14 protein-coding genes are annotated in these 15942 nt (G+C 54.3%); 5 read left to right on the forward strand and 9 right to left on the reverse strand.

Translation table 11 applies throughout. The features are described from left to right. Nucleotides 1–48 precede the first annotated feature (48 nt). Complete coding sequence (locus CCY01nite_RS22225) at nucleotides 49–810, forward strand: C40 family peptidase (RefSeq protein ID WP_146866363.1); 762 nt, start codon at nucleotides 49–51, stop codon at nucleotides 808–810. Nucleotides 811–939: 129 nt separating this feature from the next. Here the strand turns inward: CCY01nite_RS22225 and CCY01nite_RS22230 are convergent, their stop codons facing one another. The 4 genes from CCY01nite_RS22230 to purE all read right to left on the reverse strand — a co-directional run bounded on the left by CCY01nite_RS22230 (nucleotide 940) and on the right by purE (nucleotide 3641). Continuing rightward, the gene (locus CCY01nite_RS22230) at nucleotides 940–1482 is read right to left on the reverse strand and encodes an inorganic diphosphatase (protein WP_146866365.1); all 543 of its coding nucleotides are present in this window, start codon (nucleotides 1480–1482) and stop codon (nucleotides 940–942) included. Between the two features lie 79 nt (nucleotides 1483–1561). Then, a complete protein-coding gene (locus CCY01nite_RS22235; protein ID WP_146866367.1) occupies nucleotides 1562–2047 on the reverse strand; it encodes a DUF4878 domain-containing protein in 486 nt (161 codons plus the stop codon). Nucleotides 2048–2138: 91 nt separating this feature from the next. Next, nucleotides 2139–3101, reverse strand: coding sequence for a PhoH family protein (locus CCY01nite_RS22240; protein ID WP_146866369.1), 963 nt, complete (start codon nucleotides 3099–3101; stop codon nucleotides 2139–2141). A gap of 84 nt (nucleotides 3102–3185) precedes the next feature. After that, the gene (gene purE / locus CCY01nite_RS22245; protein ID WP_146866371.1) at nucleotides 3186–3641 is read right to left on the reverse strand and encodes a 5-(carboxyamino)imidazole ribonucleotide mutase; all 456 of its coding nucleotides are present in this window, start codon (nucleotides 3639–3641) and stop codon (nucleotides 3186–3188) included. Nucleotides 3642–3865: 224 nt separating this feature from the next. Between purE and CCY01nite_RS22250 the strand changes: the two genes are divergently transcribed. Together CCY01nite_RS22250 and CCY01nite_RS22255 are read left to right on the forward strand one after the other, a co-directional pair. Then, the gene (locus CCY01nite_RS22250; RefSeq protein WP_146866373.1) at nucleotides 3866–6490 is read left to right on the forward strand and encodes a PAS domain-containing protein; all 2625 of its coding nucleotides are present in this window, start codon (nucleotides 3866–3868) and stop codon (nucleotides 6488–6490) included. Nucleotides 6491–6496: 6 nt separating this feature from the next. Next, on the forward strand, nucleotides 6497–6889 hold the full coding sequence (locus CCY01nite_RS22255; protein ID WP_146866375.1) for a response regulator: 393 nt from the start codon (nucleotides 6497–6499) through the stop codon (nucleotides 6887–6889). Nucleotides 6890–6932: 43 nt separating this feature from the next. Here CCY01nite_RS22255 and rpe read toward each other — a convergent pair whose 3' ends face one another. The 5 genes from rpe to thrA form a co-directional block, all read right to left on the reverse strand. Then, nucleotides 6933–7583, reverse strand: a complete 651-nt coding sequence (rpe, locus tag CCY01nite_RS22260) for a ribulose-phosphate 3-epimerase (RefSeq protein WP_146866377.1) — start codon at nucleotides 7581–7583, stop codon at nucleotides 6933–6935. Between the two features lie 34 nt (nucleotides 7584–7617). Further along, nucleotides 7618–8433: a tetratricopeptide repeat protein gene (locus CCY01nite_RS22265; protein WP_146866379.1), complete on the reverse strand. Its 816-nt coding sequence runs from the start codon at nucleotides 8431–8433 to the stop codon at nucleotides 7618–7620. Nucleotides 8434–8501: 68 nt separating this feature from the next. Further along, nucleotides 8502–9797, reverse strand: a complete 1296-nt coding sequence (gene thrC / locus CCY01nite_RS22270) for a threonine synthase (RefSeq protein ID WP_146866381.1) — start codon at nucleotides 9795–9797, stop codon at nucleotides 8502–8504. A gap of 36 nt (nucleotides 9798–9833) precedes the next feature. Further along, nucleotides 9834–10775, reverse strand: a complete 942-nt coding sequence (locus tag CCY01nite_RS22275) for a homoserine kinase (protein ID WP_146866383.1) — start codon at nucleotides 10773–10775, stop codon at nucleotides 9834–9836. Nucleotides 10776–10783: 8 nt separating this feature from the next. Further along, nucleotides 10784–13225 carry a bifunctional aspartate kinase/homoserine dehydrogenase I gene (gene thrA, locus CCY01nite_RS22280; protein WP_146866385.1) on the reverse strand — a complete coding sequence of 814 codons (2442 nt, stop codon included), beginning with the start codon at nucleotides 13223–13225 and terminating at the stop codon, nucleotides 10784–10786. Between the two features lie 517 nt (nucleotides 13226–13742). Here thrA and CCY01nite_RS22285 point away from each other — a divergent pair. Together CCY01nite_RS22285 and CCY01nite_RS22290 are read left to right on the forward strand one after the other, a co-directional pair. Further along, on the forward strand, nucleotides 13743–14900 hold the full coding sequence (locus CCY01nite_RS22285; protein WP_146866387.1) for a homogentisate 1,2-dioxygenase: 1158 nt from the start codon (nucleotides 13743–13745) through the stop codon (nucleotides 14898–14900). A 23-nt stretch (nucleotides 14901–14923) separates the two neighbouring features. After that, nucleotides 14924–15916, forward strand: coding sequence for an aldo/keto reductase (locus CCY01nite_RS22290; protein WP_146866389.1), 993 nt, complete (start codon nucleotides 14924–14926; stop codon nucleotides 15914–15916). Nucleotides 15917–15942 lie beyond the last annotated feature (26 nt).

Genomic DNA, 15942 nt, shown 5'->3' on the forward strand with positions numbered 1-15942 from the left:
CCGGGTAGTAAAAGTTCGATGCCGGTTCATATTATTTAAACAATTAACATGCCATTTGCAATCACAGTCGTGCCGGTGATGCCCCTCCGGGCGGAACCGGCCCATAAAAGCGAAATGATCTCCCAGGCGTTGTTCGGGGAATGCGTTGAAACCGAGGAGGTTAATGCGGATGGTTGGGTGAAGGTCAAATTACAGTTTGATGGATATGAGGGCTGGGCCACGGCTTCGCACCTGGAAACCATTACGTTGGAGCAGTTTGAAGCGCCGGCCACGCACATGGCTACGCAATGGGCATCCCGGTTGACCGTAAATGGCCAGCCGATGTATATTCCCTATGGCTGCCTGCTGAAAATGGGAGCGGGGCCCTGGGGGAATGTAAAGGTGACGGGAGAAACGGGCATTGAGCCTTTTGCGGCGCCTCATTCGCCGCGGACGGCCTGGCGGGCCATTGCGCATACCTTCCTGAATACGCCTTATTTATGGGGCGGGAAATCGGTGTTCGGGATTGACTGTTCCGGATTTACCCAATCCGTGTATAAAATCCTCGGTATCCCTTTACTGCGCGACGCTTACCAGCAGGCGACGCAGGGTGAAACGGTGTCCCTCCTGCAGGAGGCCGCGCCGGGCGACCTGGCGTTCTTCGATAACGAGGCGGGCAGGATCACGCATGTGGGATTGATGCTGAGCGATCACGAGATCATCCACGCCGCCGGAAAAGTGAGGATAGACCCGATCGATCATCTCGGCATTATGAATGCCGATACCGGCCAGCGGACGCACAAGCTGCGCATCATCAAAAGAATGTTATAAAAGAATGCTTAATCTGTCTTCATCCGGTATCCGGATAAAAAGAGGCTGACCGCTGGATGTGGTCAGCCTCTGATGTTGATGCTCCCGCCTTCCTGCCACGATGCGGCCGGCTGGCAAGGTAGTGAAAGGTCATTGCTGACCGCCAAATGTCTTGTTATACAGCTCAAAGCTTTCCAGGATGATCCTTTCCGCTACGGCCTTGTTCTGGAACTCCGCTACTTTCACGGTCTTGTTTTCCAGTTTCTTGTATTCCTCGAAGAAGTGACGCATTTCATGAATGAAGTGCGGCGGCAGTTCGGAGATGTCGTTGATGTGGTTCACGCTCATGTCGTGCGCGGCCACGGCAATGATCTTGTCGTCCGCTTCCCCGCTGTCGATCATCTGCATCACGCCGATCACCTTGGCGTCCATGATACAAAGCGGCACACAGTCTATCTGGGAAAGGATGAGAATGTCCAGCGGATCATGGTCATCGCAATATGTTTTCGGAATGAATCCGTAGTTGGCCGGATAATACACGGAAGAATACAGTACCCTGTCCAGTTTCAGCAGGCCGCTTTCCTTGTCCAGTTCATATTTCGCACGGGAGCCTTTCGGTATCTCTATGATGCCGGTTACTTCGTGGGGAACGTTCTCACCGGGACTAACGCTGTGCCATGGGTTTGTTGTCATAACTAAATACTTGATTTTTACGCTAAAGGCGCAAAATTAAGGAACAAACACGTAATACCTGTAAAAATGTGAAAAGGCGTTACTGAACGGGTATGGAATCGGGCAGCATGCTGCTGGAATCCGTGACGGCTCCGGGGGCCATGGACTTCATGTCTATTCCGGGCGGCGCTACATATGTAGGGAGGATGCTTTCAAGTGTCAGGGATATTTTCCAGTTTCCGCTTTCTTTAACCAGCTGCAGGGTTTCCTGTTGCTTCGCCGAGGAGTTCAGGATGGTAACGGTCGCTTTGTCACCTTCCTCTGCATGGTCCACTACTTCCAGCTTGGCGTTCTTGATCTTTTCACGTTCGTTCTCGTTGCGCTTGCCGTCGAAAATGGAATATAGCAGGATGACCTGTTGCGATTCCTTGGTGGCGTATTCTTTAGCACGCTCGAAGTTCGATTCCTGTATGGCGTGCATAAATTCCAGTGCAACCTCTTGTGGCTCAGGTCTCTTTTTACAGCTGATCGTGAAAAATAATCCGGATACGCACATCAAATATACAATTCGCCTGTAATAGCTCATGTGGTTGATAGGTTAAAGTTATAGTGTCATTAACAAAATTAACAGGAATCATTTAATTGCGCAACTTACAATAATGGCTGTTAAGATCGTGTTAATTGTGATCTTCGCTGGCCGCGTCGTAAGCCTTGATGATGGCTTTCACCAGGCGGTGGCGCACTACGTCTTCTTCATCCAGTTCGAGGTAGCCGATGCCGTCTATATTCCGGAGAATACGTGTTGCGCGGCCTAATCCGCTTTTCTGGTTTTTCGGAAGGTCGATCTGCGTCAGGTCGCCTGTGATGATGGCCTTTGCAGATGCGCCGATCCTCGTGAGGAACATTTTCATCTGCAGGTCCGTGGAGTTCTGCGCTTCATCCAGGAGAATGAACGCATTGTCCAGCGTACGGCCACGCATATATGCCAAAGGAGCTATTTCAATAATGCGGTTGGTCATGAAATAATTGAGCTTGTCCGCCGGGATCATATCGTCCAGCGCATCGTAAAGCGGACGGAGGTAAGGGTCGATCTTCTCCTTGAGGTCGCCGGGCAGGAAACCCAGGCTTTCGCCGGCTTCCACCGCGGGGCGGGTAAGGATGATCTTTCTCACGGCCTTGTTCTTCAGCGCCCTTACGGCCAGGGCCACTGCGGTGTAGGTTTTACCCGTACCTGCCGGCCCGATCGCAAAAACGATATCATTCTTGTCCGCCAGCGCCACCATTTTCTTCTGGTTGGCCGTTTTCGCCCGTACGGTGCGCCCGTTGGGGCCGAATACCAGCACTTCATTGGGGTTGCGGTCCTGGAAATGATCGATGCCGATGCCTTCTTCTTCGCCCAGTATCTGCTCAAAATAATTTTCGGTAAGATGGCCGTTCCTTTCCAGGTAACTCACGATCTGCCCGATCTTCTCTTTTGCGGTGGCCACTTCTTCCGGTGCGCCGGACAGCTTCAGCTGCGTGCCCCGGGATAAGATCTTTAATAATGGGAACTTCTTTTTCAATAAGTCCAGCTTTCCGTTATTCACCCCGAAAAACTCAATGGGGTTCACGCTATCAAGGTTAATGATCGATTCTGTCAATGCGGTTCGATTTATGATTTCTGCATTTCGGACTGGACTTCAAATGAGGACCGGCCGTTGCCCGCCGGTCCCCGTTCGCATGTCTTAGATCCGGTATCCGTTCTGTTTGAACGCTTCTACACGTTCTGCTGTTTTTTTGTTGCTCAGCGCAATGATCCTTGCCGCCAGGATGGCTGCATTGCGGGCGCCGGCCTTGCCTACCGCCAGGGTGCCTACCGGCAGCCCCGCGGGCATCTGTACGATGGAATAGAGAGCGTCTATACCGCCGGGCAGGCCGCCGTCCAGGGGCACACCCAGTACAGGTAGGGATGTGTAGGCGGACACAACGCCGGGTAAGGCTGCCGCCATACCAGCTGCTGCAATAATCACACCATAACCCTGCGGCTGTGCGTTGATCACCAGCTCTCTCACCTTGTCGGGATTCCGGTGCGCGGAAGCCACGATCAGGTCGCTTTCAATATCAAAGAACTGTAAATACGTTTGAGATTCCTGCATCACCGGCTTGTCGCTCTCGGAGCCCATGAGAATTAATACTTTCATCCTGCGATTTGATTTTTAATCTACTATAGTTTAACGTTAAAAAGAAACTATTTGTTTCGTGGTTCAAAGATATTTAAAAGTAGTCACCCTACCGCATGAATGCCCATGTGAATTTTTTATGATCTGCCCGATATCCCTGTTTACCATGATAATAGCAATAAATTGTATAATATAATGAGTACATTTGACGGATCGCAACCGCCTATGCCAAATTGAACCGTCTAATGAACAATGCTTTGCTGAACCAGGTGGTCGAAGCCTTCCCGGATGCGGTAGCAGTGTTTGACACCGACCTCAGGTTCGTATCCTGCAACCGGGTTTTCGCGGCAGATCATATCCGGTACCTGGGCACTGAAATGAAGCCGGGAGACAGTATGTACAAGCTTTGCGAAGCCTGTTGTCCCGAACTTTTACAGCAATCCCTCTACAACTGGGAGCGCGCCATCGCCGGCGAACGCCTTACCTTCGCCGTGGCCGTAGGTGAGCCGCCCGTGCATTTCCAGATCAGCCTCAGCCCCCTCTTTAACGAGCAGCAGGTGCAGGAGGCCGTGATCATGGTATGCCGCAACATCCAGCCGGAGCTGGATGCCCGCGAGAACGAACGCTTCTTCCGGAGCGTGCTCGAAAACCTGCCCGTCGGCCTCCAGCAGTTCTCGCCGGACGGCTGGAGCAGGGATATCAACGAAATGCAGCGCCAGATACTTGGGGAAACCCATCCCGCCGTCAATAACCTTCCTTATAATGTGCATGAAGACCCGATCAACCGGCGCAGCGGCCTGAACGAGCTGCTGGGAGAGGTGGTGCGCCGGAAAGCGCCGGTGAAAAAGGAAATGCTCCTGAAATACAAGGAAGAGAAGGAGGAAGGACAGGACGTGACCCGCCTCGTGCCGCTTTACTACGAGGGTACCGGCTTCCCGGTGATGGGCATGAACGGCGAGATCGCCTACCTGTTCCTTATCCTCAGCGAGATCACCGAAAAGAAGCTGGCGCAGATCAGCCTTGAAAAAAGCGAGCGCCTGCTGTACAACATCGTGGAAAATCTTCCCGTTGGATATATCCAGTTCGATAACTTCGGCTTCATCCACCGCGTGAACCAGACGCAGCGCCGGTTCTTCGCCCATTCCGGGCTGGAAGAGCAGCCGGAAGCTTATAATATGATCAGCGATCCTTTCGCCCGCCTGTTTGACATGGAGGAGCTTTTCATGCAGGTTTTGCAAAAAGGCAAAATGATGCGGGCGGAGAAAAAGCTGGAATTTGAAATGGACATCGCCGGCGGCAAAATGAACCGCGAGGTTTTCCTGGACGTGACCATGTTCCCGGTGGAAGACCCGGTGGATAAAGACCAGATCGTGGTGGCGCTGGTGAACGATATCACCGAAAAGAAAAGACAGGAGCTGGAGAACGCCAAGGCACAGGAGTTCCTGCTGCAAACGGGTGAAACGGGCAAGATCGGGGGCTGGGAATACGATATGACCACCGGCCTCCTGCGCTGGAGCGCGCAGACCTACAAGATCCATGAGCTGCCGCCTTTTGCCACCATCACCCTCGAAAAGGCGCTGAGCTTTTACACCCACGAGTCCCGCAAGAAAGTGAGCCAGGCCGTGAACGCCTGTATTGAACGGGGCAAGGCGTTCGACCTGCCGGTATCGCTGAACACGGCGCGGAACAACCTGCTGCAGGTGCGCGCCATCGGCAAGCCGGAGTACCGCAATGGCCGCATCGTGCGGTTATATGGGGTGATACAGGACGTAACGGAACAGTTCAAGATACGCGACCAGCTGACCCGCAATACGGAGCTGATGCGGCTTTTCTTTGATACGATAGACATGGGGTATGCGGTGATGGACAAGGACGGCAAGGTGAACTTCATCAACCGCAAGGCGCAGGAGATCGTAGATCACGGCAAGGTGATCGGCAAGAACATCTTCGAGGTGTTCCCCATGCTGGAAGGCTCTACCTTCCATGCCCGCGTGCGGCAGTGCATGCAGCTGCAGGCGCCGGTTTCGTTTTCATATTACCTTCCCGCGCCGGACAAATGGTACGAGTTCCTGCTGGCGCCGATGCAGGACGGCAATATTTCCATCTTCACCCGCAACATCACGGACAGTAAAAAGATGCAGCGGGAGCTGAGAAAGGCGAACGACCAGCTGTCTTCCCTCAACAAATACCTCGTCAACCAGAACAAGCAGCTGGAAGACTTCGCGCATATCACCTCCCACAACCTCCGCGCGCCGATCGCCAACCTGAAAGCGCTGATGCAGATCATGAACGAAACGGACAGCGAGGAAGAAAAGGAGCTGTACAACAGCATGTTCCAGGAGGTGATCCGGAATATCGACGAAACGCTGAACGACCTGATCGAGATCGTGCAGATACGGAAAGACCTCAACGTGGAGCGGGAGCGCCTTTCCTTTGAAGAACGCCTGCAGAAGGTGAAAGACATTCTTTTTGTGGATATCGAAACGAGCGGCATTGAGGTGATAACGGATTTCGGGGAGGCGCCGGACATTGTGTACCCGCGTATTTACCTGGACAGCCTGCTGCAAAACCTGCTCACCAACGCGATCAAATACCGCCGGCCGGGCATCCGCCCGAGCATGCGCTTCCGGAGCCGCCTGGAAGATGGCGCGGTGGTGCTGACGGCGGAGGATAACGGGATAGGGATCGATATGGAGCGGTATGGCGCCAAGCTTTTCGGGTTCAGAAAAACATTTCACAAGAATAAAGACGCCAAAGGCATCGGCCTGTATATCACCAAAAGCCAGATCGAAGCGATGGGCGGAAGTATACAGGCGGAAAGCCATATAGGTACAGGAACCAAATTTATCATTACCTTCAGCCCCGAATAACAAACTATGAAGCCGTTGCATTCGATCTTTATAGTCGACGACGATCCCATTCACCAGCAGATCACACAGATCATGCTGGACAGATTGAGCATCTCTAATGACGTAACCAAATTCTCCGACGCACAAGACGTGCTCGAACATCTCCGCACCCATACCAATGATGCGGCAGCTTTGCCGGACGTGATCCTGCTGGACCTTAACATGCCTATTATGGACGGTTGGGAGTTCCTGGAAGCATTCTCGCTCCTGCGGCCGCAATTGTGCAAAGACATTAAAGTCTATGTGCTCACATCATCGATCGATGATACGGACAAGGAAAGGGTGAACAAATTCGATTTCGTGGCGGGGTATCTTACCAAGCCGCTGACGAACGATGTGATCATGAAACTGGGACGATAAAACCGGGGTGTGCTGCCGCTGGCGTTTAACGGGCGGGCGGCTGTTATTGTTTTAATGCTTTGATGGTGGCTATCGGGTCTTTGGAAGCAAAGACGGTATTGCCGGCCACCAGGACGTCTGCACCCGCATCCAGGATGGACCTGGCATTGTCCAGCGTAACACCGCCGTCTATTTCGATCAGGGCGGAAGAGCCGGTCTGATCGATAAGCGCGCGCAGCGCGCGGATCTTCGCGTAGGTCTGTTCAATGAAATGCTGCCCGCCGAAGCCAGGGTTCACGCTCATGAGCAGCACCACGTCCGCATCGCGGATCACGTTTTCCAGCAAACCGATGGAAGTATGCGGGTTCACCGCAATGCCCGCTTTCATGCCCAGGGAGCGGATCTGCTGCAGGTTGCGGTGCAGGTGCACGCAGGCTTCTATATGCACGGTGAGTATCTGCGCACCCGCTTTCTGAAATGCTTCGGCATACTTTTCCGGCTCCTCGATCATGAGGTGCACGTCGCAGACCTTCTTCGCTATTTTACTGATCTGGGAGATGACCGGCAGCCCGAAGCTGATGTTGGGCACAAAGCGCCCGTCCATAACGTCCAGGTGCAGCCAGTCTGCTTCACTGTTATTGACCATTTCCACCTCTTTTCCTATTTCGAGGAAGTTGGCGGCAAGCAGGGAAGGGGCGATGAGCGGTGTTTTCATGATCCTTACTGATGATTGATGAACAGGTGCAAACCTACTGAAAATTGTTGGCCTTCGCGGAATCGAGCAGCGCTTTTGCTTCGGGATAATCTTTGCGGAAAGACAGGGCTTTGGTGAGATCGTCCAGCCCCGCGGGTTTGTTGCCCAGCTGCAGGAAGGTCCTGCCGCGGAAGTAAAAGGCTTCCGCATCGGTAGGGTCCGCTTTGGCGGCGAGGTTGTAGTACCGGAACGCTTCTTTGATATCCTTTTCTCTTTCAGCGAGCTGGCCGAGACGGATATATGCCGGGCTGAACGAAGGGTCCAGGCGGATCGCCAGCAGGTACCGGTCCGCGGCCATCCTGCGGTCCAGCAATATTTCCTGCGTGCGCCCGAAGCCGTATTGCGCTTCGGCGGAGGTGGAGTCCAGCTTTTGCGCCAGCAGGTAATAGGCGGCCGCTTCTTTAGGTTGATGTTTGGCCAGCAGCAGGTCCGCGTTCATCATCACGGCCTGGTATTCGCTGCGATCGCCGGCCTGTGCGATCGCTTTGGTAAGATGGGCGATCGTGGCGATGGTATCGTTGCGGTTCAGCGCGATGAGCGCTTTGATGTAAAAAGCTTTGTCCAGCGACGCGGAGTCTTTGGCGAAGATGATCGCCTGGCTGTCCGCCGCCGCGTATTGCCCGCTTTCGATGAGCGCATTGGCCAGGTACATGCGGATATTATCGTCCTGCGGCCTTTCTTCCAGCGCCACCCGCATGTCGCGGATAAAAGTGGTCAGGGAATCTTCCACGGCCTGTACGCCGGCTTCCCGCGCGGGTTGCTGGCAGGCGGCGAATAATATCAGCAGAAAACTTACCGGTAACAGTTTCATCTTTCAAACATAGACAAGATATTCTGTATATCAAAAACAGGGAAGCGATGCATTTTGCCGGCCCTGTCTTATTGCATCAGCCATTCCTTCATCTGCCCGTAATCAGCGTCCATTTTCACGGAGACTTTTTGTTTGCCGGACAATTCCTGCACCTGCTCCGGCGCCGTTACCTGCTGCTGCAGGCTTTCCGGCATGGTGTTGAGGAACTTCACCGGATGCGCTGTTTCCAGGAATATGCCGGTGTTGTTGGGATGCTTTTGCTGGTATTGCTTCAGGCCGAGGTAGCCTACGGCGCCGTGAGGGTCCATCAGGTATTCGTGTTTCGCAAATACTTCTTCCATGGCGGCAACGGTCTGTTCGTCCGTAAAGCGGTAAGCGGTGAGGCTTGCTTTCAGCGCGCGTTCGTTCTGCGCGAACATCTGCAGGATGCGCGCGAAGTTGCTGGGGTCCGCTACGTCCATCGCGTTGGAAAGCGTGGCTACGGCCGGCTGCGGCTCATAGGCGCCGTTCCTGAAATAGCGGGGTACGGTATCGTTCACATTGGTGGCGGCTATGAAATGATGAATGGGCAGTCCCATGGCGGCGGCCATCATGCCGGCGCAGATATTGCCGAAGTTGCCGCTGGGCACGGACATCACGGTTTCTTTCTTCCACTGTTTCGCTTCGCGGTAAGCCATGAAATAGTAGAACATCTGCGGCAGCCAGCGGGCTACATTGATGGAATTGGCGGAGGTCAGCGGGCGGCGGGTTTGCAGCTCGTCGTCCAGGAAAGCGGTTTTCACCAGCCGCTGGCAATCGTCGAACGTGCCGTTGATCTCAAGCGCGCTGATGTTGCCGCCCAGGGTGGTGAGCTGCTTTTCCTGCAGGTCGCTTACTTTTCCGGAAGGGTAGAGAATGACTACCTGCACACCGGGTACATTGTAAAAACCATGGGCCACAGCACCGCCGGTATCGCCGGAAGTGGCTACCAGCACGGTCACCGGCTTGTCTTCACCTCTGCGGAAATACCCGAGGCAACCCGCCATAAAATGCGCGCCCACGTCCTTGAACGCGAGGGTAGGGCCGTGAAATAACTCGAGCGCATACACGTTTTCTTCCACTTTGCGTAAAGGAAAAGGGAAGGAGAGCGTATCGGCGATGATCTTTTTAAGGTCTTTTTCAGGGATGTCGTCGCCAACAAAGGGCTGTATGGCGCTGAGGGCAATAAATAGCGGATCGTACTCTTCAATCGTGTCTTTCAACCGCTTCTCCAGCTTCGGTATCTCGGCGGGAAAATACAATCCCCTGTCCGGCGCCAGGCCCTGAATAACGGCTTCCCGGAAGGAAACCCTGTGCTGATGATTCTGTAAGCTATAATACTGCATGTGTAAATAAAGTAAAATTTAACGGTTTATGCCAGCTCAATCTATCACGCGCACACCGGCGGTGCTGATGCGGCTGACGTGGATCCTGTAGTCTACGCCCAATGGCGCGTAGATGCTTTCCATCATGGCTGCTACGGCATTAGCATTGTCTGCGCCCTTGCTGAGCATGAATACGGAAGGCCCGCTGCCGGAGATGCCGCCGCCGAGCGCGCCTGCTTCCTTGCAGCGGAGCTTCAGGTCGTGGAAGGCGGGGATGAGGATAGAGCGGATGGGCTCTACGATCACGTCTTCCAGCGCGCGGCTGATGAGGGCGTAGTCTTCGCGGTAAAGCCCCGCTACCAAAGCGCCTACGTTGCCCCATTGCCGGATGGCGTCGCGGAGCAGCACCTGTTGCTTGAGGATGCCGCGGGCGTCGGAGGTTTTCACTTCTATCTGCGGATGGATCACGGTGACCCAGAGATCTTCCGGTGTGTGCAGGCGTATCACGTCCAGCGGCTGATAGCTTCTCACGAGCGTGAAACCGCCCATGATGGCCGGCGCTACGTTGTCCGCATGCGGAGTGCCGCAGGCGAGGCGTTCGCCTTCCATGGCGAAGCGTATCAGTGATTCCGGCGGGAAGTGATCGTTCAGCAGCTTGTTGGCGCCGGCTACCGCGCCCGCCGCGCTGGCCGCGCTGGAACCGATGCCACTGCCGGGCTGGATGTTCTTTTTGATGGATACTTCAATGCCCAGCTCCGGTTGCCCGTATTCCTGCAGCATGGCCATCAACGCCACGCCGGCCACGTTCTGCGCTGCTTCCAGCGGAAGGTCAGCGCCTTCTATGGCGGTGATGCGCACGCCGGGCTGGTCGCTGATCCGCAGCTCCATTTCATCGCCGGTGCCGTCCATCGCCAGACCTATCACGTCAAAACCGCAGGCCACGTTGGCAACGGTGGCGGGAGAAAATACTTTTACGGATGATAATTGTTGCTTGCTCATATATTGTTTTATCGTACGGTCCTGATAATATCTGCAAATATGCCCGATGCCGTTACGTCCGCGCCGGCGCCGGCGCCTTTGACGATCAGCGGTTGCTCCGCGTACCGGCTGGTGGTGAATAACACGATGTTGTCTTTCCCCTCGAGCTGATAGAAGGGATGCTCACGCCCGACCGACTGCAGGCCCACCGACGCTTCGCCATTGTGGTAACGCGCCACGAACTTCAGCCTTTCCCCTTTGTCCGACGCATTTTGCAGCAATTGCTGGAAATGCGCGGCATGTACATCGAGCTGTTCATAAAAAGCATTTACATCTTTTGCGTGCAGCGCTTCGTCCGGCAGGAAGGAATGATTGACGATGTCTTTCATTTCCAGTACGGCGCCGCTTTCCCTGGCGAGGATGAGTATCTTGCGCATCACGTCTTTCCCGCTGAGGTCGATGCGCGGGTCCGGCTCCGTGTAACCTTCGTCCTGCGCGGCTTTCACCACTTTGCGGAAGTTGGCGCCGTTCACGAAGTTGTTGAACACGAAGTTAAGGCTGCCGCTCAGCACCGCTTCGATGGTATTCACCTTGTCACCGCTGCGCACGAGGTCGTTCAGGGTGTTGATCACCGGCAGGCCGGCGCCAACGTTGGTTTCAAAGAGGAAGGAGGCGTTGAATTTGCGGGCCAGGTCCTTCAGCTTTTTATAGTTCGCATATTCGGAGGAACAGGCGATCTTGTTGCAGGTGACTACAGAGATGCCGTGCTGGAGGAAGGTACTGTACAGCCCTGCGACCTCATCGCTGGCGGTGTTGTCTACAAACACGCTGTTGCGGAGGTTCATGTCCCGCACGCGCTGCGCGAACTGGGTGAGGTCCATTTCATGACCCGCTTCCAGGTCTGCTTTCCAGTTATCCAGGTGGATGCCGGTTTCGGAGAAGCGCATTTTGCGGCTGTTGGCGATGCCCATGATGCGCACCTGCAGCCCCAGTTCCTGCAGCAGGTAGCTTTGCTGCGATTGCAGCTGCTCCAGCAGCTTGCCGCCTACGTTGCCGGTGCCGGCGACGAATACGTTCACCTGCCGGGTTTCGGATTCGAAAAACACTTCGTGTATAACGTTCAGCGCTTTTTTTACGTCCGCTTTATTGATCACGGCGGAGATGTTCTTTTCGGTGGAGCCCTGCGCGATGGCCCGCACGTTGATGGCATTGCGCCCGAGCGCGCCGAAGAGCTTGCCGCTGAGGCCGTGGTAATTCTTCATGTTATCGCCCACAACGGCTACGATGGCGAGGTCCCTTTCCACCAGCAGCGGTTCGATGCGTTTGTCGTGTATCTCCTGCGCAAATTCACTGTCTATCGCCGCTTTCGCCTTGAGCATGTCGCTTTCATGCACGCCGGTGGTGATGGAGTGTTCCGACGAGCTTTGGGTGATGAGGATCACGTTGACCTTTTCGCGCAGCAATGCGTCGAACAGGCGTTTGGAGAAGCCGGGGATGCCTACCATGCCGCTGCCTTCCAGCGTGAGCAGCGCTATTTTCTGGATGCCGGAGATGCCGGTTACAGGGAAGGGCTTTTCGCCGTTGTCCTGTATCAGGGTGCCGTAATCGTCCGGCGCAAAAGTATTTTTGATCCAGATGGGGATGCGGCGGTTCATCACCGGCTGAATGGTGGGCGGGTAGATGACTTTGGCGCCGAAGTGGGACAGCTCCATCGCTTCCTCGTAGGAGATGCGGGGGATGGCGATGGCTTGCGGCACAAGGCGCGGGTCGGCGGTCATCATGCCGCTTACGTCCGTCCATATTTCCAGTACGCTGGCGTCCATGGCCGCTGCCACGATGGCGGCGGTATAGTCGGAGCCGCCGCGCCCGAGGGTGGTGGTTTCTTTGTCCGGGCCGGATGCGATGAAGCCGGGGAGTATCACGTATTCGGAGGGCTGGTGCTGGAAGAAGCTGGTAACCTGGTGGTCGGTGACCTCAAAGTCCACCAGCGCATGACCGAACTGGGCGTCGGTGGAGATCAGCTCGCGGCTGTCTTTCCAGCCCGCGGGCAGTCCCATCTGCTTCAGCTTCTCCGCCACGATCCAGGAGGAGAGCAGTTCTCCGAAGCTCATGAGCTTGTCCAGCGACCGCCTGCTCAGCTCACCTACCTGGAAGATGCCGTCGCACAAAGATTCCAGCTGGTTGAGCTGTTTCTTGACCTGGCTGAGCAGGCTGCTTTGCACGGTAATGGGAAAGAGCCCCCGGATGGCTTCCAGGTGCCTGTTTTCGATCTCCTGTAATATCGTCCTGTATTGTTCCTGCCCTTGCCCCGCCTGCTGGCCGGCTGCAATGAGCTTGTCGGTGACGCCGCTCATGGCGGATACCACCACCGCCATCCGGCCTTTGCGTTTGTAAGATGCTATAATGCTGCAAACCTGTTCTATAGCTTGTGTACTGCCGACTGAAGTACCGCCGAATTTTAAAACCTGCATGTAAATGATAGATGTTAATTGAGGAAATGGGCAAACCCTGCCTGAAGTGTACCAGTAACTGGTCGATGGGACGATATGTGAAAATTAACCCCGCGATGGGGTTGTGGTTGTTGTGGTAATAATAGTGCCGTGCACTCCGGAAGAGAGTGGAGCTATACGGATAATATGTGAGTTAAATAAATGCACTATTATTTTGTGACTTTTGTATTACAAAGGTGTAAAAATTAAAACGAAAATACAAATGGTATTGTCAAAATTTAGAAAAAATCTAAAATAGCGGCTGGTAAAACTTTTCTTTACAATCGTAAAAATAACCGTAATTTTAGGCGGTTAACGAACATGCATTCTTTACGCACATACAAGTATCAGCAAAGCTATTGCTACCTCATGGCAACCCTGGCCATGGATTCTGCCGTCTAACCACGTTCCCGCTTCTTCGTAAATTCGTATTGGTTTATTATTTGCACGACTATGCCTGTCTCAGGGCTGGTATTGTTTATTATAATTAACTTTTTTTATGCCACATTATCATACGCTCGGGCAGATCCCACACAAGCGGCATACACAGTTCCGCAAACCGGACGGCAAACTGTATTCCGAGCAGTTATTTTCCACGGAAGGCTTTTCGTCCCACTACTCCCTCCTGTACCACTGTCACCCCCCTACGGAGATCGTAAAGGTGGATGAGCCGTACAGCGTAACGCCGGTGGTGGCCGAAGAGAAGATGCTGAAGCACCGCAGTTTCCAGGGTTTCAACATCGTGCCGGAAAATGACTATCTCAAAAGCCGCAAGGCCGTGCTCGTCAATAATGATTGCCATATTTCCCTCGCCGCGCCCCGGCAGAGCATGAAGGAATACTTCTATAAAAATGCGGATGCGGACGAGATACTTTTCATTCACGAAGGCAGCGGGGTGCTCCGCACGCAGTACGGGCAACTGGAATTCGGATATGGCGATTATGTGGTGATCCCCCGCGGAACGATCTACCAGGCGGAGTTTTCCAATGCGGACAACCGCCTTTTTATCGTGGAGTCGTTCAGCCCCATCCGTTTCCCGAAACGTTACCTGAGCCATTACGGGCAGCTGCTGGAAAATTCACCTTTCTGCGAGCGGGACATCCGCCAGCCGCAGCACCTGGAAACCATCGACCAGGCCGGTGATTTCACCATACTCATTAAAAAGAAGGGCATCATGTATCCCATTCATTACGGCCATCATCCGTTTGATGTGGTGGGATGGGATGGATGCGAATACCCGTATGCTTTGTCCATTCACGATTTTGAACCCATCACGGGCCGCGTGCATCAGCCGCCGCCGGTACACCAGACCTTCGAAGGGCACAACTTCGTGGTCTGCTCGTTCTGCCCCCGGCTGTTCGACTACCACCCGCAGGCCGTGCCGGCACCGTATAACCACAGCAACATTGACAGTGATGAGGTGTTATATTATGTAGACGGGGATTTCATGAGCCGCAAGCACGTGACGCGCGGCATGATCACCCTGCATCCCGCCGGTATCCCGCATGGCCCGCACCCCGGAGCGGTGGAAAAGAGCCTCGGTGCGAAGGAAACGAAAGAGCTGGCCGTGATGGTGGATACCTTTCATCCGTTGCAGATCACCAGAGACGCTTTGATCATCGAAGATGAAAAGTATGTGATGAGCTGGGCGGAATAGATATTTTTGGGAAAAATTAAAGCATGGAATACAGACAACTCGGACAAAGCGATTTACAGGTTTCTGCCATCACTTTTGGTGCATGGGCGATTGGCGGATGGATGTGGGGCGGCGCGGAGCGCAAGGATGCGAGGGAGGCTATCAGGGCTTCGATTGATGAGGGGGTGACCTCCATCGACACCGCGCCGATATACGGACAGGGCACCAGTGAAGAGATCGTGGGTGAAGCATTGCAAGGCGTTAACCGGGACAAAGTGCAGATACTCACAAAGTTCGGCATGACCTGGGAAGGCACGAAAGGCGCACTGGCAATGAAAAGCAAGGATAACAACGGAAAAGACATCGATGTTCACAAATACGCCGGCAAGGAAAGCGTGATAAAGGAATGTGAAGACTCCCTGCGCCGCCTGCGTACGGATTACATCGACCTGTACCAGATCCACTGGCCCGACGTGACAACGCCCATCGAAGAAACTTTTGAGGCGGTGCTGCGGTTGAAGGAGCAGGGGAAGATCCTGGCGGCAGGGGTTTGCAATTACAGCATGGACCAGATGAAGCAGGCGGACAAAGTGATCCCGCTCGCTTCCAACCAGGTGCCTTTCAGCATGGTGGAAAGGACCATCGAAAAAGAACTGGTGCCTTACTGCATCGAAGCGAAGAAGGGCATTCTGGCGTATAGCCCCCTGCAGCGCGGCATACTCACGGGAAAGATCAAACCGGGACACGCATTTGGTGAAGGTGACAGCCGCTCGTCCAACAGGTTCTACCAGGCGGACAACATCGCCCGCATCAATGCATTCCTGGCGCTCATCAAGCCGCTGGCGGAATCAAAGAACGCCACACTGGCACAGCTCGTGATCCGCTGGACGATCGAACGCCCCGGCATTACCGTAGCGCTTGCAGGTGCGCGGAACGCAGGCCAGGCAGTACAGAACGCACAGGCGATCAATGTGAAGCTCTCTTCCGAAGAGATCGACTTCATCAACAAACACCTGTATGCGCTCAGTTTAGTATAAAAAATCAAAACCAACCATACCAAACA

The sequence above is a fragment of the Chitinophaga cymbidii genome, from assembly GCF_007992715.1.
Taxonomy (GTDB): domain Bacteria; phylum Bacteroidota; class Bacteroidia; order Chitinophagales; family Chitinophagaceae; genus Chitinophaga; species Chitinophaga cymbidii.

Coding starts and splice junctions, on each gene's coding strand:
- CCY01nite_RS22225 (WP_146866363.1), top strand. CDS start 49: ATGCCATTTGCAATCACAGTCGTGCCGGTGATGCCCCTCCGGGCGGAA.
- CCY01nite_RS22230 (WP_146866365.1), bottom strand. CDS start 1,482: ATGACAACAAACCCATGGCACAGCGTTAGTCCCGGTGAGAACGTTCCC.
- CCY01nite_RS22235 (WP_146866367.1), bottom strand. CDS start 2,047: ATGAGCTATTACAGGCGAATTGTATATTTGATGTGCGTATCCGGATTA.
- purE (WP_146866371.1), bottom strand. CDS start 3,641: ATGAAAGTATTAATTCTCATGGGCTCCGAGAGCGACAAGCCGGTGATG.
- CCY01nite_RS22250 (WP_146866373.1), top strand. CDS start 3,866: ATGAACAATGCTTTGCTGAACCAGGTGGTCGAAGCCTTCCCGGATGCG.
- CCY01nite_RS22255 (WP_146866375.1), top strand. CDS start 6,497: ATGAAGCCGTTGCATTCGATCTTTATAGTCGACGACGATCCCATTCAC.
- rpe (WP_146866377.1), bottom strand. CDS start 7,583: ATGAAAACACCGCTCATCGCCCCTTCCCTGCTTGCCGCCAACTTCCTC.
- CCY01nite_RS22265 (WP_146866379.1), bottom strand. CDS start 8,433: ATGAAACTGTTACCGGTAAGTTTTCTGCTGATATTATTCGCCGCCTGC.
- thrC (WP_146866381.1), bottom strand. CDS start 9,797: ATGCAGTATTATAGCTTACAGAATCATCAGCACAGGGTTTCCTTCCGG.
- CCY01nite_RS22275 (WP_146866383.1), bottom strand. CDS start 10,775: ATGAGCAAGCAACAATTATCATCCGTAAAAGTATTTTCTCCCGCCACC.
- thrA (WP_146866385.1), bottom strand. CDS start 13,225: ATGCAGGTTTTAAAATTCGGCGGTACTTCAGTCGGCAGTACACAAGCT.
- CCY01nite_RS22285 (WP_146866387.1), top strand. CDS start 13,743: ATGCCACATTATCATACGCTCGGGCAGATCCCACACAAGCGGCATACA.
- CCY01nite_RS22290 (WP_146866389.1), top strand. CDS start 14,924: ATGGAATACAGACAACTCGGACAAAGCGATTTACAGGTTTCTGCCATC.